Source organism: Mycoplasma testudinis ATCC 43263, assembly GCF_000687795.1.
GTDB classification, from domain to species: Bacteria; Bacillota_I; Bacilli_A; order Mycoplasmatales; family Mycoplasmoidaceae; genus Mycoplasmoides; species Mycoplasmoides testudinis.
Genome location: NZ_JHXT01000016.1, coordinates 1 through 22,679, shown reverse-complemented (window position 1 = coordinate 22,679; position 22,679 = coordinate 1). Strand labels below are relative to the sequence as shown.

Annotated in this window: 22 protein-coding genes; 6 read left to right on the top strand and 16 right to left on the bottom strand. The window is 31.1% G+C overall.

The window, feature by feature from the left end:
* Positions 1–3 precede the first annotated feature (3 nt).
* From T384_RS0104335 to T384_RS06545, 3 genes are read right to left on the bottom strand one after another with little or no spacing between them, the layout of a single operon-like run.
* Positions 4–333, bottom strand: coding sequence for a hypothetical protein (locus tag T384_RS0104335; protein ID WP_027119988.1), 330 nt, complete (start codon positions 331–333; stop codon positions 4–6).
* Positions 334–335: 2 nt separating this feature from the next.
* A complete protein-coding gene (gene efp, locus T384_RS0104330) occupies positions 336–899 on the bottom strand; it encodes an elongation factor P (protein ID WP_027119987.1) in 564 nt (187 codons plus the stop codon).
* A 17-nt stretch (positions 900–916) separates the two neighbouring features.
* Positions 917–1,891, bottom strand: coding sequence for a glycosyltransferase family 2 protein (locus tag T384_RS06545; RefSeq protein WP_084266140.1), 975 nt, complete (start codon positions 1,889–1,891; stop codon positions 917–919).
* A gap of 418 nt (positions 1,892–2,309) precedes the next feature.
* Here T384_RS06545 and T384_RS0104315 point away from each other — a divergent pair, with 418 nt between their 5' ends.
* A complete protein-coding gene (locus T384_RS0104315; RefSeq protein ID WP_052663543.1) occupies positions 2,310–3,044 on the top strand; it encodes an NAD-dependent protein deacylase in 735 nt (244 codons plus the stop codon).
* Between the two features lie 30 nt (positions 3,045–3,074).
* On the opposite strand, the gene T384_RS0104310 is transcribed toward T384_RS0104315, so the two are convergent.
* Genes T384_RS0104310 through T384_RS0104290 form a run of 5 tightly spaced genes read right to left on the bottom strand, consistent with a single transcriptional unit; the run spans position 3,075 to position 7,688 of the window.
* The gene (locus T384_RS0104310) at positions 3,075–3,935 is read right to left on the bottom strand and encodes a Cof-type HAD-IIB family hydrolase (RefSeq protein WP_027119985.1); all 861 of its coding nucleotides are present in this window, start codon (positions 3,933–3,935) and stop codon (positions 3,075–3,077) included.
* 1 nt (position 3,936) lies between these two features.
* Positions 3,937–4,704 carry a tRNA pseudouridine(38-40) synthase TruA gene (gene truA / locus T384_RS0104305; RefSeq protein ID WP_052663541.1) on the bottom strand — a complete coding sequence of 256 codons (768 nt, stop codon included), beginning with the start codon at positions 4,702–4,704 and terminating at the stop codon, positions 3,937–3,939.
* Positions 4,685–5,953: an energy-coupling factor transporter transmembrane component T family protein gene (locus T384_RS0104300; protein ID WP_027119983.1), complete on the bottom strand. Its 1,269-nt coding sequence runs from the start codon at positions 5,951–5,953 to the stop codon at positions 4,685–4,687. Before T384_RS0104300 ends, truA begins: the two co-directional genes overlap by 20 nt.
* Positions 5,953–6,864 carry an energy-coupling factor transporter ATPase gene (locus T384_RS0104295; RefSeq protein ID WP_027119982.1) on the bottom strand — a complete coding sequence of 304 codons (912 nt, stop codon included), beginning with the start codon at positions 6,862–6,864 and terminating at the stop codon, positions 5,953–5,955. Before T384_RS0104295 ends, T384_RS0104300 begins: the two co-directional genes overlap by 1 nt.
* Positions 6,858–7,688, bottom strand: a complete 831-nt coding sequence (locus T384_RS0104290) for an energy-coupling factor transporter ATPase (protein ID WP_036499190.1) — start codon at positions 7,686–7,688, stop codon at positions 6,858–6,860. Before T384_RS0104290 ends, T384_RS0104295 begins: the two co-directional genes overlap by 7 nt.
* 476 nt (positions 7,689–8,164) lie before the next feature.
* Here T384_RS0104290 and T384_RS07030 point away from each other — a divergent pair, with 476 nt between their 5' ends.
* Positions 8,165–8,617, top strand: a complete 453-nt coding sequence (locus tag T384_RS07030; RefSeq protein WP_052663539.1) for a hypothetical protein — start codon at positions 8,165–8,167, stop codon at positions 8,615–8,617.
* 38 nt (positions 8,618–8,655) lie between these two features.
* On the opposite strand, the gene T384_RS07025 is transcribed toward T384_RS07030, so the two are convergent.
* Complete coding sequence (locus tag T384_RS07025) at positions 8,656–9,516, bottom strand: alpha/beta fold hydrolase (protein ID WP_027119980.1); 861 nt, start codon at positions 9,514–9,516, stop codon at positions 8,656–8,658.
* A gap of 207 nt (positions 9,517–9,723) precedes the next feature.
* Between T384_RS07025 and msrA the strand changes: the two genes are divergently transcribed.
* Positions 9,724–10,197, top strand: coding sequence for a peptide-methionine (S)-S-oxide reductase MsrA (msrA, locus tag T384_RS0104275; RefSeq protein WP_027119979.1), 474 nt, complete (start codon positions 9,724–9,726; stop codon positions 10,195–10,197).
* Between the two features lie 20 nt (positions 10,198–10,217).
* The gene (locus T384_RS0104270) at positions 10,218–11,210 is read left to right on the top strand and encodes an NAD(P)H-dependent glycerol-3-phosphate dehydrogenase (protein ID WP_027119978.1); all 993 of its coding nucleotides are present in this window, start codon (positions 10,218–10,220) and stop codon (positions 11,208–11,210) included.
* On the opposite strand, the gene galE is transcribed toward T384_RS0104270, so the two are convergent.
* The 6 genes from galE to asnS are packed head-to-tail and all read right to left on the bottom strand — an operon-like array spanning position 11,211 to position 16,601.
* Entirely contained in the window at positions 11,211–12,188 is a 978-nt protein-coding gene (galE, locus tag T384_RS0104265; protein WP_027119977.1) for a UDP-glucose 4-epimerase GalE, read from the bottom strand.
* 3 nt (positions 12,189–12,191) lie between these two features.
* A complete protein-coding gene (locus T384_RS0104260) occupies positions 12,192–13,322 on the bottom strand; it encodes a hypothetical protein (RefSeq protein ID WP_027119976.1) in 1,131 nt (376 codons plus the stop codon).
* A 9-nt stretch (positions 13,323–13,331) separates the two neighbouring features.
* Positions 13,332–14,036, bottom strand: coding sequence for a 2-C-methyl-D-erythritol 4-phosphate cytidylyltransferase (locus tag T384_RS0104255; RefSeq protein WP_027119975.1), 705 nt, complete (start codon positions 14,034–14,036; stop codon positions 13,332–13,334).
* Positions 14,036–14,527: a CinA family protein gene (locus T384_RS0104250; RefSeq protein ID WP_036499187.1), complete on the bottom strand. Its 492-nt coding sequence runs from the start codon at positions 14,525–14,527 to the stop codon at positions 14,036–14,038. The genes T384_RS0104255 and T384_RS0104250 overlap by 1 nt, the downstream gene beginning before the upstream one ends.
* Before the next feature lie 17 nt (positions 14,528–14,544).
* Complete coding sequence (pgsA, locus tag T384_RS07290; RefSeq protein ID WP_408631979.1) at positions 14,545–15,207, bottom strand: CDP-diacylglycerol--glycerol-3-phosphate 3-phosphatidyltransferase; 663 nt, start codon at positions 15,205–15,207, stop codon at positions 14,545–14,547.
* Positions 15,208–15,239: 32 nt separating this feature from the next.
* The gene (asnS, locus tag T384_RS0104240; protein WP_027119972.1) at positions 15,240–16,601 is read right to left on the bottom strand and encodes an asparagine--tRNA ligase; all 1,362 of its coding nucleotides are present in this window, start codon (positions 16,599–16,601) and stop codon (positions 15,240–15,242) included.
* Positions 16,602–16,899: 298 nt separating this feature from the next.
* Between asnS and T384_RS0104235 the strand changes: the two genes are divergently transcribed.
* Together T384_RS0104235 and T384_RS0104230 are read left to right on the top strand one after the other, a co-directional pair.
* Positions 16,900–18,045: a hypothetical protein gene (locus T384_RS0104235; RefSeq protein ID WP_027119971.1), complete on the top strand. Its 1,146-nt coding sequence runs from the start codon at positions 16,900–16,902 to the stop codon at positions 18,043–18,045.
* Complete coding sequence (locus T384_RS0104230) at positions 18,002–19,282, top strand: rhodanese-like domain-containing protein (RefSeq protein WP_027119970.1); 1,281 nt, start codon at positions 18,002–18,004, stop codon at positions 19,280–19,282. Before T384_RS0104235 ends, T384_RS0104230 begins: the two co-directional genes overlap by 44 nt.
* 15 nt (positions 19,283–19,297) lie before the next feature.
* On the opposite strand, the gene T384_RS0104225 is transcribed toward T384_RS0104230, so the two are convergent.
* Positions 19,298–22,201, bottom strand: a complete 2,904-nt coding sequence (locus tag T384_RS0104225) for a hypothetical protein (RefSeq protein WP_027119969.1) — start codon at positions 22,199–22,201, stop codon at positions 19,298–19,300.
* Positions 22,202–22,679 lie beyond the last annotated feature (478 nt).

The window sequence follows — 22,679 nt, the reverse complement described above, 5'->3', positions numbered from 1 at the left end:
GTTTTAATTTAACAAATCAGTAATGACATTAATAGTTAAAGGTTCAAGCTGAAACTCATTACCAAAAAAAACAAACATAGCGGCTTGTAATTCCTGGTTCATTTCAACTTTAAAATTAGAACATTTCGAAGACAAACTAACGTTTACTTGAAAATTAACCATATGTGAAAATTTAATAAAATCAACTTTTATTAACTCTAATGGTAATTTCTTTTGAATTAAAAAATTTTTAATGAAATTAGTTGTTGTATCTGCTAATGCTGTTTCGGTTATATAAATCGAACCTTGCTGGTTACGAACAATTAGTTTTAAATGATCTTCGTGTTTTAACATCGTTAGTTAGCTCGTTTATCGAATGTTCCGTTTTCAGTATCAATAATTACTTTTTCTCCAGTTTTAATAAATTGGGGAACATCTAATTCATAACCAGTCACTAAAACTGCTTTTTTCATAGCGTTAGATACACTGTTTCCTTGGACAGCATCTTCGGCGTGCTTAACCTCCAAAGTTACTTTATCAGGTAAAGATAAACCTAAGATTTCACCTTCATAAGATAAAACACTTACTTCAACACCTTCAGCAATAAAATTTTTTTCTCATTCAAGCATTTTTAAAGGAACCGAAATTTGATCGTATGTTGTGTTATCCATAAAAGTGTAATCAGTTCCATCTTCAAAAACAAAAGACATTCTTCGTTTATCAACTTGTGCTTGTTCAACTTTATCAGAAATAACTTCAGTTGTAATTGCTCCGGTTCGCAAGTTTTTTACTTTACATTTAACAATAGCCTTCCGCATTGCAGTTTTATTAAAAGAGTTACCTAACACTAAATAAATACTGTTGTTAAAAAAGATTGTGTGTCCGGCCCGAAGGTCATTTGGAGCGATAATGTTTGCCATATTAATAATTTCCTTTCTTACGATTCATGATCTGGCACAATCGGATTCATTTTTTTATTGCCAAGAATGGAAGCATGGAAGCTACGTCGCTTTCTTGGATACTTAATTATTTTTCGTGTTTTAAATCTAACATAGGCATTAAAGAACGGTGCAAAAATTCAAGGCAATCAAGTATATGAAGGACGGCATGGTAATTCGATTATTCGATTTCGTTCTTTTAATGCTTCAATAAATCCTGGAAGCAGCGTATAAACATAAACAACAACTCCAGCACCATTTAAACACATTTTTTTAAGGGTGTTACATCAAGCTTCGAATTTTAAGTCATTTGATCAAGGCATTGATGTTGAATTTCCTGGACGGACCGAAAATCATGTAGCCAATGGTTCACGAATATAAAATACTGACTTCGCTTTAGAAACTGCATTATGATACATAATACAGTCTTGGTATCAAACATTTTCAGTTAAGTTGTTTAAACTATAAAAAAGATTGTTTGAATAAAATTTAGCTAGAGGCTGACTGTGTGGAGTTCGTAATTTTTGTTTTTTGGTGATGAGTCTAGATCTACCAAAAAAAGGATCTAAAACAATCTTATCTTCTCCAGTTAAACAATAAAATGAGCACACAACCATGTCCTCATTTAAATGAACCGAAACTTTGCCGAAGGCGTTTGGTGAAAAAAAGTCATCACTATCAAGAACAGTTATTAATTTACCGTGAACCAATTTATTAGCTTTGACATAGTTTATAACTGACCCCCAGTTACCATTTGTTTTTTTGTAATAAAAAATGTTGTTAGGATATTTTTCTAAATACGTTTGAACTACAAAAGATGTGTTGTCTGTTGATCCATCATCCACAACAACTATTTCTAAATCTTGGTAACCATAATCTTGGTTTAACAGCGAATTGATTGCAACAGGCAAATATTCAGCACAATTATATGTGGGAATGATAATACTGAATTTGTAGTTTAAGTTTGTTGTCATAAAAAAATCTGGTTTCGTATTTTTGCGAATAAAAACTAATATACATGCTGCAATAATGTATTAATTATTATAAGATATTTACAATCATTTATCATAATATAATATCAAAAAGAGACTAAAATGATAGTAAAAAAAGCAAAAGATGATATTTTTGCACCTCTTTTTATTACATTTATCACCTTTGTTACAAGCTTTTTAATATTTCGGATAGAGTAAATAACCACATGGAAAAAAACTTAAATTTAAAGCTCAAGGGAAGTTTTTGATAGCAAAAACCAAACAAACAATAATTATTAAATTGAAAAGACAATCTTTTGAGTAAAATTATTCTGATAAATTTACAGAAATTAACCACATTAAAAAAGAGTCAAATAGAAATAAATAAAACTTTATTTTACAAAAAGGAAAACTAAACTAAATGAAATTCGATGAACAAATAAGTATCCTAAACAATTGATTCAAACAAGCAAATAAAATAGTTTTCTTTAGTGGGGCTGGAATGTCAACAGCAAGCGGAATTCCTGATTTTCGAAGTGATTCTGGCCTTTATAAAAAAAATTATGCCAATATGCCAGTTGAGCAAATACTTTCCCATACAACATTTATAAAAGATACAAAGATTTTTTATAAATTTTATTTTTCTCATATGATATATCAGGATGCTAAACCTAATAATGGTCATTTTGTCATATCTAATTGACAAACAAACAAGGATATAAAAGTGATTACTCAAAATATTGACGGGTTTCACCAAATTGCTGGTTCAAAAATAGTCTATGAACTACATGGCAGCGTACATCGAAACTATTGTGTAAAAAATCATCATTTTTACGATTTGAAAAAGCTCCTTGAAATTCATAAAAAACAAGAGATTCCACTGTGTGAAATTGACAACTCCGTTATCAAACCAGATGTAGTACTATATGAAGAAGGCCTTGATAACCAGTGTATAGAAGAATCAGTAAAAGCCCTAATGGAAGCAGAGTTATTAATAGTTGGTGGAACCTCATTAACTGTCTATCCTGCTGCTGGTTTAATTAACTACACTTCAAGCAAGTGTAAACTAATAATTATTAACAAAACTTACACCAATGCCAGTTGCGATTTACAAATAAATGAAGATTTAGTAAAAACTTTAAGCAATATTAAGTAAACACCAATCCGATTATTTACATATACAATTTTATTTCTTTTCAATCGTGTGATAGGTCCACAAGTTTTTAATAAAACGGACTACACCACCATTGTTATTATCTGCAGGAGCAACAAAAGTTGCTTGTTTTTTAACAAAGTCAGGAGCGTTATCAACAGCTACACTATACTTAGCAATTTTAAAAATCGGTAAATCATTACCTCCATCACCAAATACCAAAAATTGGTTGGGTGTGGCATTTCCAAGCATTTTCATAATTTGAGTAAGTCCAGTACCTTTATTTACATTCACATCACCAACATCAATGGAATTTGGTTTTGTTGGTGCAAAAAACAACTGTTTTGAATACTTTTTAGCAATTAGCTCACGAAGTTTATTTGATTCACTAGTACAAACTAGAAATTTTGTGATTCTTTCGTCTCAAATTTGTTCAAATTCAGCGTATCCTTTAATTTTTCAACGAAATTCTGGAGGAATTTTCAATAGTGATTTACGCCATCTATCCACTTGAAAAAAATGATATGGCTCAACATAAATGGCCGATGGTGAATAAGCGTAAAAATTCATTTTTAATTGTCTTAAATCAGATACAAAATTTTTGACTAATTGATCATCTAGATTTTTGGCCCAAACGACTTTTTGGTCTTTCACTAAAATAGATCCATTTGAACCTACAACGGGTAATGTTGGACGTAATTGACTAATTTCATGGCGCATCATGTAAACAGGACGTCCAGTTATAATCGTAAAATCAATATTGTACTTTCTTGACAGTTCAGGAATTTCTAGATTAAACTCATGTAAATTATGTTTATCTGTAATCAAAGTTCCGTCTAAATCAAAGACCCAATATCGAACTTCTTCAATAATTTTTTGTAAGTTTCAATCCATACTATTGATACTCCACTTTTCATAAGTATAACCCACTTGCTGGGGCTTTAAAAACTGCTTTCCCTTTTTGAGGGTTATTTAAAAAACCAAGGCATTCATTTAAACCTATTTTACCACTACTATATTTAACTAAAGCACCAACTAACATCCGGACCATACTTCTTAAAAACCCAGATCCACGAACGTAAATATAAACTTGGGTATTTTTCTGTCTAATTGTAATGTTTGAAATTGTTTTTATAGAGTCCGGACTTGTTGAGGTTGAAAATGATAAAAAATTATGCGTACCAATAAAATACTTGGATAATTGCAACATTTTTTTAAGATCTAAAGAATGATTATATTGTCAAGTTGTTTCATACTCAATGGGATTAAAAATATTGTTGGTTTCAATTCGGTATAAATAAACTTTACTTTTAACGCTATACCGTGCGTGAAAAGAATCGGGTTTTATAGTTACTTTTTTAGCTACCCATGAATGGTGAAAATTATAAGAGTTTAAAACTTTTTTTGTTTGAGAACACGATATAGTATTTGAACCATCAAAATGAAAAACTTGTTCTCGAGCATGAACACCAGCATCGGTTCTGCCTGAAGCAATTATTTTGATGGGTTCGTTAAAAAGTTTAGTGAGAACTTTTTGAACTTCTTCCTGGACACTTACAATGCCATTTGGTTGGATCGCTCAGCCGTGAAATTTAGCACCATGATATGCTAAAAAAACAACAAAGCGAACTTTTTTAGTTTGTTTATTTAGCTTCGACCGCATTAATCGCATAACCTTGAACTAATCATTCAGGGGTTCCAAAAACATTAAATAAAATTTGATTACTAACTATGTAAATTCCAAGACCGACACAAATCATTAAGAATAAATAAAAAGCCCAATCAATAAAATGAATTTTGAAGACTCGGTAACGGGTTCGAGCAAACCGTGGACTATATGATCGTGCTTCCATCGCATTTGATAATTCTGCTGCATTTCTGAATGCAATTGAAACCATTGGAACAATTAAAGAAATTAAAGCATTCCCTCGTTCTCAGAATTTTCCATTTTTAAAATCAATTCCTCGGGATGCTTGGGCATTTAATATTCGTTGCGATTCTAATAATAAAGAAGGAACAAAACGAATAGCAATACTAATTGTCATTGCTAATGCATTAACAGGCAAACGGAATCATTTTAATGGTGATAACAACTGTTCAATCGCAAAAGTTAATTCAATTGAAGTGCTAGTTGATGTCAAAATTGTAGCCAATAAAATCATCATATAAATTTTTTGGGTAATAAATAAAGTCATAACTAATGTACGGATTGACAATGCATATCCTGCAAAATGATAAATGGGAACGATTGTAACAGTATTTGTATTGGAATTAATAGCCACATCTAGACCTTTTAATTCAGCACCAGCTACGCGTGAAACAATCATTTGAAAATTCTCGAGATTAACCACACCATTAGATCTTGGCAAAATGACATTAGGATAAGCTGAACCTAAATCTGCTAAAAACTGGTTATAACCAGCTGCTCCAACATAATTGTGAACCCCATTAAACGAAGTGGTTGCAGCTTGTTGAAATGTAACTGAAATGGAATCTGATCCAGGTAAATGAAAACTGTTTGCATTAAAAAAATTAGTGCCATCGAAAATATTGGAAAAAGAAACATCTTGATATGTTCCAATTGGAGTAAAAAAACCACTTTTGATAATACTTTCAGGATTAGACATGTCTAAATTGATGGTGCCAGGATTGCGATAAGTAAACCAGTTAATAAAGAATAAAATCAAGAACATAAAAATAATAGATTTTATTGTTGAGAAATAAATTCTGCCTGGCAATTTAGCTAAAAAAAATAATCCACTAACAATTAACCATACAATCACTTGGACAATTAGTCCAACAGGAATAAAAATTAATATTACAAAACTGATAAACATTAACATTTTCAACGCTGGATTCATCCGGTGAATTATCGAGTTTCGTGAAATGTATCCATTAATAAAATTATTCACTAGTTGGCTCCTAAAATGTCGTTAATATGTGCCGCTAATTCTTCTACCGTACGGGGTCTTGTTTCATACAATTTTTTGAACTTATCGTTTTGACTTGCTAATTGGTTAATGACTTTAATTACTGGCGGAGGTTCAATTGAAGTTTTTGATAATAAATCTTGATTTGTAAAAATTTCATATGGTGTTCCGTGAAATAAAACTTTACCCTTAGAAAGCATCAAAATTTCATCTGCTACTTCTAAAACTCGTTCCATTTGGTGTGTTATTACGAATAGGGTTTTATCAGCTTTTTTAGCATCTAAAATAATATTCATCATTTCTCGCTCACCATCAGGATCTAATCCAGCTGTGGGCTCATCAAAAATAATCATTTCAGATTCGATTGCCAAAATTCCCGCTATCGCAACACGGCGTTTCTGTCCTCCAGACAACTCAAAGGGACTTTTTTCTAAATAACTTTGATCTAAACCCATAATTTTTAAATACTTTTCAGCTAATTGATATCCTTTTTGCTTAGTCGATCCCAAAGCGATTGGACCAAAAGCAATATCTTTTAGAACGGTATCTTTAAAAAGTTGATATTCAGGAAATTGAAAAACCATCGATATTGTTTTTCTCAATTTCTTGAATTCTTTAATTTTTCCTCGTTTATCTCCAACGTAAATGTTCCGAACCCAAATATTTCCATACTTTGGGACCAAAAGACCATTAAAGTGCGTCACTAAAGTCGACTTCCCACTTCCAGAATCTCCAATAATTGCATAAACACGATTTTTCTTAAAAGTAAAATTAATCCCATTAAGAGCTGTGAAAGCATCTGGGGTATTTTCGTCGAAAATACATTTTAAGTTTGCTACTTGTAAAACTTCATCACCAACTAATGGCGAAACTAATTTCGACTTCTTTAACATGATAAAATACTCTTTATTAATTTTTGCAGATCAAGTGTTGGTCTGATTGCAGGATGTTTTTCAGCAAGAGCTTTACCTAAAGCTAAAGTAAAAGGAATATCCAGACGAATTTCCCGTAAAAATGCTTCATCTTCAAAAATTTCCGATGGTGTTCCGCTGCGGACCAAATTTCCATGATTCATAACTAAAACCCTATCGGCATTTATAACCTCTTCCATATCGTGGGTAATCGAGATTACTGATTTACCAGTATTTTTCAATGTAACCATAAACCGTTTAATATCAAGTTTTCCTTTGGGGTCTAGCATAGATGTTGATTCATCAAACAAAATAACATTTGGATTAATGGCCAGAATCGATCCAATAGCGACTCTTTGTTTTTGCCCACCAGACAATTTATGGGGTTCAAATTTCAAAATGTTTTCAATCCCAACTTGTTTAGCAACACTATGAACAATTTCGCGCATTTCATTGCGGGGGAACTTGCGATTTTCAAGACCGAAGGCAATATCATCTTCTGCGGTAATTCCAATAAATTGGTTATCCGGATTTTGAAACACAATACCAACATTATCCCGCAAAAATTTCAAATTATCTTTAGTTACAGGGTGGCCGTAAAGATAAATTGTTCCCGAACGAGGTTTTAATAACCCAGTTAAAAGTTTAGAGATAGTAGATTTGCCAGATCCGTTATGACCAATTACACAAACATACTCTTGCTGATATATTTCAAAAGAGACATTTTTAACTACTAAAGCTTCATCATAACCAAAACAAACATCATCAAAACGAATGGCTACAGGTTTATTGATATGTTCAGACATTAAAAACGTATTCCCTTTCTTTTCAAAGTGGCAATCTTCAGATGCTATTGATAAAGTATATTATATAAAATAATATACATATACAAAATAATTACACCTGACCGCAGGTGTTATTTTTATTGATAACACCATTAAAAAAATTAAGAGTTTTTATAATGAAAAACTAAACTCAGTTCCATTTAAAAGCACAGAAAACAAATGAATAACTTATAAAATAATCAAGTAATAAACACGGGTTATATTACAGTAGCAAAAATGATATTTACAGCAAAATAATAAACCAAAAATAAAACAATTTGTATTCTAAAATAGATTTATTAGCGAAAAAAGTTAATTCAAAACAGTTGACCAAAGGTTTAATTTTTGTTCTTAATTTCATTCCGAAAATAGACACAAACACGATATATCATTCCCTTTTTAATCAGTGATAATTTTAGTGTGCTTATGCGCAATAGAAATTTTTAAAGAGGGAAACTATGGAAAATATTCATTTCAAAGCAAAAAATGCAGACATCATTCAAAAGAGAATTAAAAATGTCTTATCAATGTATGAAAAATTTGATTGCGATGTAATTTTTAATGAAAAAGAAAAACTAAAAGTTACAATAACTTCAGATTATATGATCTTTCAAGACGGTTTAATTAACGGAGAAATTAATATGACATTAGAAGATTTAGCGAAGTTAATGCAAGCTGGATTTAACAAATTAGATAGTAAGATCGAAGAAACTGAAAATCGACTTAATACTAAGATTGAAGAAACAGAAAATCGGCTTAATACTAAGATTGAAGAGACAGAAAACCGACTTAATACTAAGATTGAAGAAACTGAAAATCGACTTAATACTAAGATTGAAGAAACTGAAAATCGACTTAACAAAAAGTTAGACTTTCACGAATCATTGTTTAAAGAACATGGTTGAATGTAAGTTAACTTAAGTCTAACAATTATATTTTTTGAATTGATTTAAATCTGATCATTAATGATGTCCAGAATATGGCACATAAAGAGATCAGGAAAATCAATAAACATTATGTGAGTCGCTTTTGGGAAAACAAAAGTATTCAACCCCTTGATTTTTTTGGATAGATGCTTCGTCGTTGGTTTATGTGGAACCATAATATCATTTTCGGCTGTTATTAAATAAGCTGGACTTGTAATTTTGCCGTAAGCCTGTGTAACTTTTTTAATCGAGGCAATAGAAGCAAGACTACGAATTAAAACATTCATCGCTTTCTGGTGACGTGTAACAAATTTTGCCAAAATTTCGGCTCGCTCTTTGGTTCGTCTTTTCATAACTACTTTATTATTAATTAGTTTCGGATTTTGCAAAACTTTTAAAGCAACAAAACTTTTAATATTGATGCAACGCAAATTATATGGTGCGATTAAAACTAATTTTTTTACTACATTTTTAGGTAAGAGGGTTTCAGCAATTGCAACAATTGCCCCGCCCATACTATGACCCATTAAGTAAATCCCTTTAAGACCTTTATTAATAATCCAATCAGCAACTAATTCAGCGTAAGAACAAATATTCAGTTCTTTATCATCGCAGGGAAGATCATTATGCCCTGGTAAAATGAATTCGTAATAATTAAAATCATCTAAATGTTCATATAAGATGCTAAAAGTCCCTTGGGGTGCAGCTAATCCATGACACAAAACAATGGTTGGGGCCTTAGGATCTTTTGCTTGATGATACAAAACTATGAGTTTTTCTTTGTATGTACTAGTATCAGTAAAAAACGATTTGCTATCTCCGTCGTTAAAAGAGATAATTTCATCTTCATACGAGAGCGTTTTCTTTGGTGTTAATGCTGTCATCGTCTCTCCAAATTTTAAGTTAACATATTTTTATTAATAAGATATATTACATCATAATAAAAAAAATAACTGAAAATCACCATAAAAGCGATCTATTGTTATCAATTACTATGTCTTTGCAAACCAAAAAATACCGTAATAATTTATCATTAAAAGCAATTAAAAAGAAATCATAACAATACTAAAATGTATTAAGAGGTAAGTATGATCGAAAAAATAGTTTTAGCTGGCGGATGCTTTTGGGGTATTCAAGAATATTTTTCAAGAATTAAAGGGGTTATTAAAACTGTTTCTGGATATGCTAATTCAACTGTTGATAACCCATCGTATCAATTGGTATGTTCGGGTAGAACCAACGCAGCAGAAGCTGTCGAAATAAGTTATGATCCGAATGTTGTTTCACTTAATGAGATTTTAGAAAAAATGTTTAAAGTAATTGATCCAACTGTTATGAACCGCCAAGGGAACGATCGTGGAACTCAATATCGCACAGGAATTTATTGAATTAATAATGCTCATGCTCAAGAAGTTTACGATTTTATTTCAAAGAAACAAAGTGAGTATTCTCAAAAAATAGTCACTGAAACAATCCCTTTGAAAAACTTTTTTGATGCTGAAGAATATCACCAAGATTACTTAAAGAAAAACCCTGGTGGATACTGCCACATTAAATTAGATTAACTAAAAGAAAGAAAATCAAGATGGCCGCAAAAATAACAATTTTAGGGACTGGAGCGTGGGGAACATCACTTGCTAATGTTTTATTAGAAAATAAACATGAAGTAGCAATGTGGGGAATTGATGAACATGAATTACAAGATCTAGAACAACAAGTAAATACCAAATATTACAGCGATAAAAAACTTTGTCGGAAACCGCACCTAATCACAAACGATCTTAAAGAAGCAGTTAATTATTCAGAAATTATTCTTCTTGCAATACCTAGCAAATTTTTACCTAATATTTTAGAACAAGTAAAGAAAATACTAAAGAACCGAAAAGTAATTCTTGTTAACGTAGCAAAAGGGATTGACCCTGCAACTAAGACTTTTTGATCACAAGTAATCAAAAAGATTTTTTCTAAAAACTTAATTGGACTAGTGTCCTTATTAGGCCCGTCATTTGCTGTGGAAGTTTTTGAAAAAGAACTGACCGTTATCAACGCAGTAGGTACTAATGAAAAAGCTGTATCAACAATTGTCAAAATATTTAGCAATAATTATTTCAAACTCGTTCCATTAAAAGATGAAGTTGGAGCAGATTTATTTGCGGCTTTAAAAAATGTAGCTGCTATTGGAACAGGAATTGTATATCAATTACATCACTCCATTAACACGCGTTCAGCTATTGTCGCTTGTGTTTTTAAAGAAATAGCTGAAATTTATCAAAAACTCGCAAAGAAAAAACAGCTTCCAGTTATAGGATTTGAGCTTTGTGCGATTGGAGATTTAGTGCTGACTTGTACAAGTGAAAAATCACGTAACTTCCGGTTTGGTTTACAAGTTGGAGAACATGGGGTTAATAAGGCTTTAAAATTAAACAAATTAACAGTTGAAGGCTATCTCAGTGCTAAAATGATATATGACATTTTACGTAAAAACAAAATAAAAGCGCCAATCATCGAACAGATTTATGGCGTTTTATATCAAGCTAAAGATCCTGAAAAATTTGCAAAAGTAATAACGAAAAGTTAATTAAAAAGGACCGTGCTTCTTTTCAAATTCATATTCAGATTTAATCATGTCAGCTAAAGATTTTAAAGGTTTTCACTTTAAAATTTTGCTGGCATTTTTATTGGATGTTAATAAGACCTCAGGGTCTCCGGGTCGACGTTTTGCTTTTTTAAAGTTAACTTTTATTTTTAAAACTTTTTCAACTTCTTTTAAGCATTCTAATACAGTGTAGCCTTTGTTAGTTCCCAAATTAGCAATGATTGTTTTTTTGGCTTTTTGCAAATAGTCTGCAGCTAATAAATGAGCTTTAGCTAAATCAACAACGTGAATATAATCTCTAATGCACGAACCATCACGAGTGTCATAATCGGTTCCAAAGACACTAAGTTGTTCTCCTTGAAGAACTGAGCGAATAATTCGCGGTAATAATAATGTTGTATTTTTATTAAAAATTCCTAAATCATAATTATCACTAGCACCAGCGACATTAAAGTAACGGAAAATTACGGCTTTAATACCATATGCAACTTCTGCTGCTTTAATTAAATATTCACACGCTAGTTTAGATGAGCCATATGGGTTAATCGGATTGGTTACATCAGTTTCAGCAACTGGAATATTTTCGGGCATTCCATAGGTGGCAGCAGTAGACGAAAAAATTAAACGAGTGATGTTATTTAAGCGCATCGCTTTTATGATATTAATCATTCCACCAACATTATTTTCATAATATTCAACAGGCATGCTAACTGACTCTGAAACTATTATTTTAGCTGCAAAATGCATTACAACATCTGGCTTGAATTTTTTCATAGTTTCGTTTAATTTTTTGAAATCTAATTGATCTGCAAGAACAAAAGCTGCATTCTTTGGAACGCTACGCTTTGATCCCGTAGATAAATTATCATAAACTAAAACTTGATTTTTTTTGTCTTGAGATAACAAAAAAGCAACATTTGAACCGATATATCCGGCTCCACCAATTAAAAAGTATTTCATTCCTTAATCTTCCTTATCTAAATCAAAATCTTCTAAAATTTGTTTTGTTTGTTCTGAAAAATCATGAGTCTGTAAACTATTAGTGATTGATTCTAATTTTTGGTAGTACTCAGAATTATTCATTAAGTGATCGTGATAATCAATTAAATCAGATGGCAACTCACTGCTATTTGAATTAATTTCATCTGAATCATATAATAATGGTTCAGTAGCTGAATTATTTTTTTGTTCTAAATAATTTAATTCGTCTAAATCGGCAATTTTTGAAGAATCATAGTTTGGAGTAAAATCACTAGTTTTAAATTCTAAATCTCGACTCTTCAATTCGTTAAATAAATCATTCGTATTATTCAAATCAGATTTGTAACGATCGATTTCTTCTAATAATGAAGCTTGAGAAATGTTCATATCAGTTATTTCTTGTGTTAATTTAGAAGCACGCGCATCTAATTCTTTGGTTTTGTTTTGATAATCATTCGCATTTAACAAATGTGAATCTTTCTTCAGTATTCATTCTGGTAAATCAGATTGGTCAAATGGAATCTGACTTGATGAAGAAGTAGTTTGAACTTCATCAAGCCCATTAGTTTTGATTGACTGAGAATTCTTTCATTCGCTTTCTTGATAATTTACTAAATCAACTTCAACAGGACTAGTAGAAATTCGCTTTGTCGGAGCACTTTGCTGGCGTTGATAAAACGCTTCGATTCGACTAACTTCTAGTGGTTTAATATATTTTAAAAATAAAGCTTCACCATTCTTGGTAGCACTAATTTGTTCAGATAACGAATCATCATCCTCGTTGTAAACATACAGACCAACATTAAAGGTTTTGGGTGGTTGTTTACTTCAGTAATTAAAAACTAATTTAGCAGTTTTTAATAATTCGTTATTTCCCACTACGATAAAACAATAATCTACATAATTGTTTGGTCCATTATTATCATCAATCAACTTAGTTAAATTATCAAAGTCTTTTTTAGTGTCAGCAAAAATATAACCTGTAATAGTTTTAAGTTCAGGATCATATACAAGCATTTCAAAAGTTACTTCAGTATTAGCAATTGTATAATTGCGTAACATTCAGGTTCCGTCTGGGGTTAGTTGAATTTTCGGTGTATTGTTATCTTCCATAATTTGCTCCTAATGCCGGTTTTTAGCTCGACTGATTTCTTCAATAAATCGGACATAATCGTAATTTGAAGAAATACTGAAATTGGTTGGTTCTCCATAAACAACAGAAACAGAATATTCTTTGTACTTCAAAATTGCTGAACAAATATCAGAAAAAGCCGCGTCTGAATAATCTTCTATTAACTGTCTCATTCATCCCAATCTAAAAGTTTGCGGGGTTTGAATATTAATTGTGACATTTTTTGACAAAGTTTGATTTAGTTTTTCGTTTGTACTTAAAGCTATTACTTCTGATGAATGCAAAGCTAAAGTAGCAGCGCCTGCGTTTCGTTTAGCTGCTAATACCACATTGTTGATACTTTTTTTACTAACTAGTGGTCGAGAAGCATCTACATATGTCAAAAAAACATTTTGTTCATTTCCAAATTCTGCATTGGCAAATTTCGCCGCTAGCAAGGCTGATTGAAAACGATTCAATTCACTAGGAATAACCTTAACAATTGGGTGATCAGTGTACATTGATTTATAATCAGAAATACTATCGGCAGGAACTACTAAATAAACACGGGAAAATAATCCGGTTTGTAACATAGTTTGCAAACTAAATTCATATAATTGCACATTTTTGTAAACGTGGATAAACTGCTTTTTAATATCACGATACTTAAAGCGGCTCGATTCTCCTCCGGCTAAAACAATTCCTACGTCTCGCATTATTCATCACTCTTTGTAAGTTTCACGATGATTTTAAGTAGTTCTTCTAATATCTTAGAAGTAATAGCAATCCTGTTTTTATTACGTCCTTCGTCTTTAAAACGAGCCTCATATTCATAAGCTTTGTCAATCATAATAATACAAAAATAAACAAGACCGACAGGATGCGCATCTACCATATCAGGACCTGCTACTCCAGTAACTCCAATTCCGATATCAACATTAAGATTTTTAATCGCACCAATTGCCATTTCTTTAGCAACTTGTGCAGAAATAATTCCGTATTTAGAGATGGTAGTCTCTCTCACATTCAACAAACGAACTTTTGCTTCTTTACTGTAAGCAACCACGCCTCCTTTAAAAACATTTGAAGCACCAGCTGCACCAACTAATGTAGATGCAATTGTTCCCCCGGTTACTGATTCGGCTGTGGCTAAAGTCAGTTTTAACTTACTTAACTTATCAACAATAATATCTTTAAAATCTAACATTTTTTTAACTCCGCTTTCTAACTTGGACGAGTTTTTCTTGGTGGTGTTTCAAAACCCTTTAAGGTGTTTTGAATTTTTATCATTGTGCTTATTTTAAAATAATATATCGCTCATGACAAGACTGCAAAAAATAATGCAATTCAATACAAGAGCATTTGACCCAACCAAAATCAAATTTGACTATTAACTGTAATTAACTGGTTATCGTTCATTCCGAAAATAAATAACGTAAAAATTATTGCCAACATTTGGAAAACTGTCTTCAGTTTTCCATATATATTGGCGGCAACAACAACGTTATAACGCAACGCAAACATTCTTAAACCGTCCATTACAATATCACGAACGATGAATACTACAACTAAACCAAAATGAACATACCCTAAAGCTGCTAAAGTTATTAATAAAGAATTTACTAAAACCTTATCTGCAATTGGATCCCATAATTTCCCAAAATCTGAAATAACCCGTCATTTTCTGGCTAAATAACCATCCAGTCAGTCAGAAACAGAAGCCAGAATAAATAAAATTGCCGCAATTACAAATCCAACACTAATAGTATATGTACCAGCATTAATTACTGCTAAATTAAATGTGTATGCAACTGGAGTTTGAGACGCTACTAAAGCAACGACCGGAATAAACAAAATAATCCGGACTATTGTCAAAATATTAGGGATTTGATTTTTAAATGAGCGATGCCGCTGTGAAGTTAGAATTCTAATTGTCCATGACTCCGTGGGAATGGAATAACATCACGAATATTATCACATCCAGTTAAATACATAACAAAGCGGTCAAAACCTAAACCAAAACCAGAAGATCGATAGTATCCGTATTTTCTTAAATCAATATACCATTGAATATTATCAATATCCATCTTTAATTCATTACAACGACGCATCAGTTTTTGATAAGAATCTTCCCTTTGACTTCCTCCACATAATTCACCAATTCCAGGAACTAATAAGTCTGTTGCAGCAACAGTGTTGCCATCTTCATTTTGCTTCATATAGAAAGCCTTAATTGCTTTAGGATAGTTCATAATGAAAGTTGGACTATTATAAACCTTTTCACAAATATATCTTTCGTGTTCTGTTCCTAAATCCATTCCAAAGAAAATGTTGGAGTTGTCAAATTTAACTTCATTTTTTGAAACAGCATTCTTTAAGATGCTAATAACTTCACGGTATTCAACCCTCGGAAATTGGTTGTTTACTACATTTTTTAAGCGATCAATTAATGCTTTATCGATGTTGTTATTACAGTACTCAAGTTCGTCTTTAGCGTATTTAAAAAGATAAACAATTGAATGCTTAACAATCTGTTCCATGATGATTGTTAATTTCTTTAAATCAATAAAAGCGATTTCTGGTTCAATCATCCAAAATTCTGCTAAATGTTTATTTGTATGTGATTTTTCGGCTCGGAAGGTTGGGCCAAACGTATAAACCCGTTTATAAATTTGGGCATATGCTTCACTAGCCATTTGCCCAGTTACAGACAACAACGTTTTTTTGTTAAAAAAATCTGGCCCGTCTTGAATTTCAAAGGCTTCTCCAGCTCCTTCAGCGTCATTTGAAGTCATGATCGGAGCATTAACTAAAACAAAACCATTATTTTTAAAAAATTCAAAAATTGAATTAGACAATTCGTTTCGAATTTTCATAATGCTATAGAACTTATTAGTTCTCGGACGCAAGTGAGCAATTGTTCTTAAAAATTCGTTACTATGATGCTTTTTTTGAATAGGGCACGAAGCATCAGCTTCTTTTAATATTTCAATTTTAGTTGCTTGAATTTCAAAAGGTTGTTTACTTCCTTTAGTGACAACCAATTTTCCTTCAACTAAAACACTTGAATTTAAAGTTGCTGCTGCAACGGTTGCATAATTAGAAATTCCTTCAAGTTTATACACAACTTGCACAGTGTTTAAAGATGAACCATCGCTAAACCCAATGAATCCAATTTTTCCACTTTCTCGATTAGCTCTAATTCAACCTACTAAGCAAACAGTAGCGTCGCTCAATTCTTCATAATTTTTTCAAAGTTTTTTTGTTTCAATAATTTCCATAAAATTACTTTCGCGTAGTATTACTTGTAATATTATATAAGTAATCATTCACATAATCACAAGAATGTTCAAAGCATACTGCATTAAATCCAAAAAATTCTTAAAAATTAAGACAGTAGCTTCGTAATAATTTCAAGATAAAACCCAGATTGAATGTTCTTTTACATTAAATAATTGGCAAAATAAAACACCATTATATTTTTGTTACTCAAAATAAAGGACCGAATTAATCATTTTCTAAAGTTGCTATTTTTTAGTTATATACTTTAATACAAGATAAAAGTTTTTGGAAATAACTATGGAATGATTAAAGAATTATATTAAATGTCCCACTTGTCGGGCCTTGGTCAAAAAAGATCAACCAACTTATGAATTTAACAACAAAACAATTTGCCAAATTTGTAAAGATAATTTAATTACAACTCCTCAAAATACACAATATTTTACTCTTAACCCGAAGGACCCTAATAGAAGAGTCCCATTATCTGAAATTAAAGATTACTGAATGCAATTTCGGCTTGAATCAGTAGATCAGAATTTAGTAGATAAATTAATTTCTATTGGCGTTAGTAAACTGGTTTTTTGAAACAAAAAAAGTTATTTTATTCCACCGGGTTACGCTTTTCTTCCACTATGTTTACACACGTTGAATTATTTAAATAATTTTTTTCAATCACCAACCTTAAAATTAATTATTCAAGATTATCAAAATGATTTCAATATCTTTCTCACGAAAGCAAAAGAAAATAAAAATCCCGATTTAGATACTGAACAAAAAATAGCTAGTCAATGTATCAAACAAGGAAGCAAAATTATTGTTTGAAAAAGAAGTCAAAAAGAAAAAATCGCAACAATTTGCGATGGAATACAATCGTATCGGAAAGTTGTTATTATTTTAGACAACAATGAAAATTACCTTGATTGAAACTACTACTTAATAAAATACACGAAACGCCATGACGTTTTATCGATGTTAGAAAATAATCAAAAAGATTTATTCGAAAGATCTGATTTATTAAATCAATTTCAAAATCAAAATTCAGGAATCTTGCTTATTACAAAAAAAATCTATAAGAGAATTTTAAAAGAAGCTGATGAGTGAGGTTGGATTTATTTTGATTCTAAAGACCCCAGAGAAGAAGTATGCATAATTTATGATGAGGCAGAAGATCTTTTAAAAGAACAATCTTTTTTTATTGATAAGTTAAATATCCCAAATCCAGATTTTCGAAAGAACCTGATCCTTTTTATAAAACGACCGATTGAAACTTGAGTAGCTAAATATTTAACTTTAGTTAAGTTAGTTACATTATGAAGCAACGGCCCTTTAGATGTGAGTCAAAAATATTTTTTTCATTACAAGTATAATCAAGAATTAGAAAAAAACCGAATATGGTGAAATGCGAGCTTCAAGAGCCAAAGAATGAAAAAGTTTTTTGGCTAATTTTGTATACGAAGTTTTCGAAAAAATAGAATTAAAAAAGAAACTGGAAATCATTAATTATCATTTGGTGTTAACACCACTACAAGATTTATTATTTGATGCATTTTTTATTAAGGGAATACCATTCCATGATAATTATTGAGATAGTCTACACATTCGAAATAGTGTTGGTCTTAGTCCTTTATTAATTGGGGCTAGAACTACGCCTGACGATGAAATTATTTGAGTTTTTTTGAGAGACTATTTATCCAAAAACAAAGATGATCAAATTGTAATCTACTGCCGGAATAAAAAATATTTGGAATTACTAACAGAGCGACTTTGAAAATATGGAAAAACTTCTCAATATTTCACAAAGATGAATAAGCTTAAATGCTTTACTGCGATTAAAAACTTTGAAAACAAAGATGCCCGCTTCTTGCTTTGTGATGCGATCAAAGACAATGATCATTTGCTAAAGTTTGACCATGCTAATACAGTAATATTATTAGACCCAAAAGCCTATTTTCATAGTTATTATCTTGATGATGACGGGTCAGAATATCCAACACTTAAAAGAAGAATTATTCATAAACTTAATATTTCAAAAAGAAATGCAAAAGAAAGCTGTAAATTAATCAATTTACTAATTCAAAAAGATTTTGATAATCTTGAAAAAGCAAATTTGACATTTAAAGAAAAAGAAGCATTTTTAGAATATCTCCACGAAAGAATTAAAAAATATCGTTCGATTAAAAATACTTATGCCATCCAGATTTGCTTAAGCTGATTCATATTTTTAATAGACCAAAATAATGTTATGAATAATTTGGAGTTTTACTTGTTCACAAATACTGATATAGATTATAAAGAATCATGCTATGGATTAAGCCTACAAACTAAGTATCTGAAAAATTGAACCGATGAAAATAATAAACTTAATTGTTTTGTTGAATCTATTGCTTACAGTGAACGCTTTTTTGACTATTCAAATTATTATGTAACCAATTATTTAAGAAGTGTTCTGAATCCAAAACAAAAAATCGATTCAACAAATAAACAAGAAGACGATAGCTCATTTTTATATGAGACACATTCAGAACTTACTGATGACATTCTTTATGAAACAAAACAAATTTATTGGAATCCATCAGATTCACAAAAAAGACAAGAAGATGATTTTAATCCACCTAAAGTGACTCTTAAAGATCTTGATAAAATGTTTCTTAATTTTATGATCAAAAAAATCACAGGATAAAATACTAAATTCCCATTAAGAATTAAGATTAAAAGTTTTAATTGGATTTTTAGGATCTTTCAGAATTTGCTCTAATTCTAAACGAATGTTCATTCTTCCTAAAGATAATACATTAGATTTAGAATATGGATCTAAACCTACGAAACTTTGAACTAAAGAATGGTCTGATCCACCAATTTTAGAAAAAGCATTTAAAATTCCAAAATTGTTGAAATTGGCATCAATTACCATTGAACCCGAATTTCCCGGATTTGCTGTATCACCAGATTGGATAAAAACTGTACCAGCAAGAGCTACTGTCCGTCATAATCCTGTATTTTCGTTTGAAAAAATTTCATCAAAAGGAAAATTATTTCAACCCGGGTTATATTTACCACCTATGGCATATTCTTTATAGTATTTATCCCAAATGTCTTTGTTATATTTTTCATAATACATTTGAATACTAGATCCAGTTCCTGAATCACCATAAGTTGGGTCCATTGTGTAAGTAGAAGTATTGTTTGAAACCCGATATGAAAATATTCGGTTAATTCCATTCAATGAGCTTGCTCCTGGGTATCCAGCAACATATGTTGCTGTTCGATCATCGGTTCTAGGTGTTGCACTCATAGCATTAAATCACGATTCTTGAGTCTTCCGGTCCTTGTGTAAAATATCATATAGTGGTTTTCAATCACGTTTTAAATCTGAAGATTTAAAAGTCATTTTCAGCAACATTAAATCTGATCCGATTAACTGGTTAGTATACGTTCCAACATTAGTTTCACGTTTAACTCCACCGCCATTAAAACCGACTTGAGCACCAGCATTCCGGTCAATATGACCGATTGTTTCGCTTGGAGCATAAATAATGCTCTTAATGAAATTATTTCGGGATTCTACTAATCATGAAGGACTTTCACTAGTAAAGTTAAATTCATTAATATCATAAGTAGATTTCATCGTTTGGGATGAACTTCTTCATTCAGTATTACCTTTATGATAGTCAACACTGATATTAGTTACCGGATTTCAAATATTATCTCCATAAAGGATTTGATTAGCATATTTATAACCGTCAGTATTAGCTTTAGAATCATTATCTCCAGAAGTCCGAATATCAGATGATGGGATGTTATTAACAGTTGAATAATCATCATTAGCAGGGCTAAAACGATTCCAAGTAAAATTATCAAAACCTGAATTTGCTAACCAATATTTTTGTTTGGCTAATGCCGCTTGTGTTTTTTGATTTTGCTTAGGAATCAAGTTATTTTTTCAATCATTTCAATTTGCTAATAAATCAGCTTTTTCTTTTTCAGAAATCGGTAAATCTTGATATTTTTGTTCAAAGTTATCAGTTGTTAAAACTGGTCTACCTGCATAATACTTATTATTTAAATTAGGTAAAAAAGAAGAATTGGCTCAGGCTGAAAGAGTCGCAAAACCAGAAGCGTCGGGAAATCCATTATAATTAAAACCAGAAACAATTGGATCAGCTCCAGCAAAACGACCAATGTCTGCAACGTGTTTATTAGTTGCCATAATAAACGAATACTGTTCTTGATCCGCAGCAGGATTTTCTTGTTCTAGCGGAGATAAAATCCGATCAACAATCCAACTTGTACCTCCTGAAATTTGTAAATTATCTAAACGCCGACCGCTATCGTTGTTGGTAAAATAGGTATTTCAAAACGATGGACTTGTTTTTTCTGTTTCGGCTTTGCTATTTCAATTGGCAATATTGCTTTTAATTTGCTGATAGCGGCTAGATCAAGGATTACTATTGTTATATCCGCCATATGTTCATTTTAAGGAAATGGTTTTATCAGCAATTGTCTTAATGTAATCAAGATTAGTTTTCAATCCAATTAATTTAGGTGTTAAATCAATTTTGAAAGCTTTTTTAGCATTAGCTTGTTCATAATAAACATAAAGTTTAATAACGCCTGTATCGTTATTAATTCCATCGTTATTGTCAACGTAAAATTCAACATTTGTTAAACCACCAGGAACTGTTTTAAATAATCTTAATTGGGATTCTTCCTGGTTTATTGCCTGTTGAGTTTTATTATCTGAAATTATTGAATTCTTATTAAGACGGATTTCATTACTAAGAGTAATTAGTTTTCAAGCAAAAGATGATGGGTTCTGGCCAATTTCGTTATTTTTTAACAAATGCTTAAGACTGTCTAGATTAAACTGCAAATCAGCTTGATCCATCGAACCTGCAGTCTTTAAAATTTCGGCTTTTTCAAAAGACCCAGGTATTTTACTATCAATGCTTTGTAGCTTATCAATAGTTAATGGTTGTGGCGCTTTGGCTAAATCATTTGGTTCAGATTGACTAATATCTGTATTTTTGCGGATGGCACCTATTTGATAGTTATATCAAAAATTGTAACGTTGCTTATACGGTTGTGAATCCGGGTTTAATTTAAAACCACTCGCAATGATTTCATCGCGTTGATTTACAGCAATATCAAAGTGGTTATGATTTGGATTATATTGTGGGGTGTTTAAATCAGGATTAGGCGTCTTAAAGGCACTAGAATCAAAATTTCCTTCAATTGAACCGTTTTGAGGAGTCCAAGGAGTTTGTGAAGGATCACCATTATAAAGATAATCGTCATTTGCGCCAGGATAAGAAGAAGCAATTTTAGTGTATGAGCTATTATCGTAGTTAATTGATCCATGATCTAGTGATGTAAAAACTTGCGGTTTTGGTTGTGGAGGTTGATTATCACCATTATTTGGGTCATCCGCTGGTTGAATCGATGGATTTTTACTAGAATCTGATGGAGTTTTATCCGTCTGAGAATTAGCAACGCCACAGCTTGCAGCTAGAACCGTAAGAGCAGAAAAACTTATTCCAGAAAGTAGTAATGAAATTAACTTCTTGCGTTTAAAAAATTTTTGTTTTTTTGACGAAGCCATAATGAAATTCCTTTCTTATGGTGATTTGTAATTTGTAAATTGAGAATTTAAATAGAATCAGACACCAATAACTTAGGTTGCTCTGACAACCTAATTATAATTTTTTTTACAAATATTCTAAATAACGGTCCAAAATAGATTTCATAAAAAAAATAGGTGGTAGAGGAAAATTCTGGCAATCAGAATTACTCAATCACCTATTTTTTGACGTTTAAGGTACAAAAAGTACACAAAAAAATCCCTTGATTGTTGCCAATCAAAGGAATTTGTACTATCATTAATTTGTTCAAAAAAAATGAAAGGTTAGTACGATGCAATTTTACATTTTTAAAAAATATCTTAATAATAAATCAATCCTGAAATTTAAAGAAGACGCAAACGAACTTATTAGCGACTTTATAAATCTCGATGAATTCAATATAACTAAAATTCAAAACGAAGATCAAGGACCTGCTAATTTAACAAATTTACAAATAAG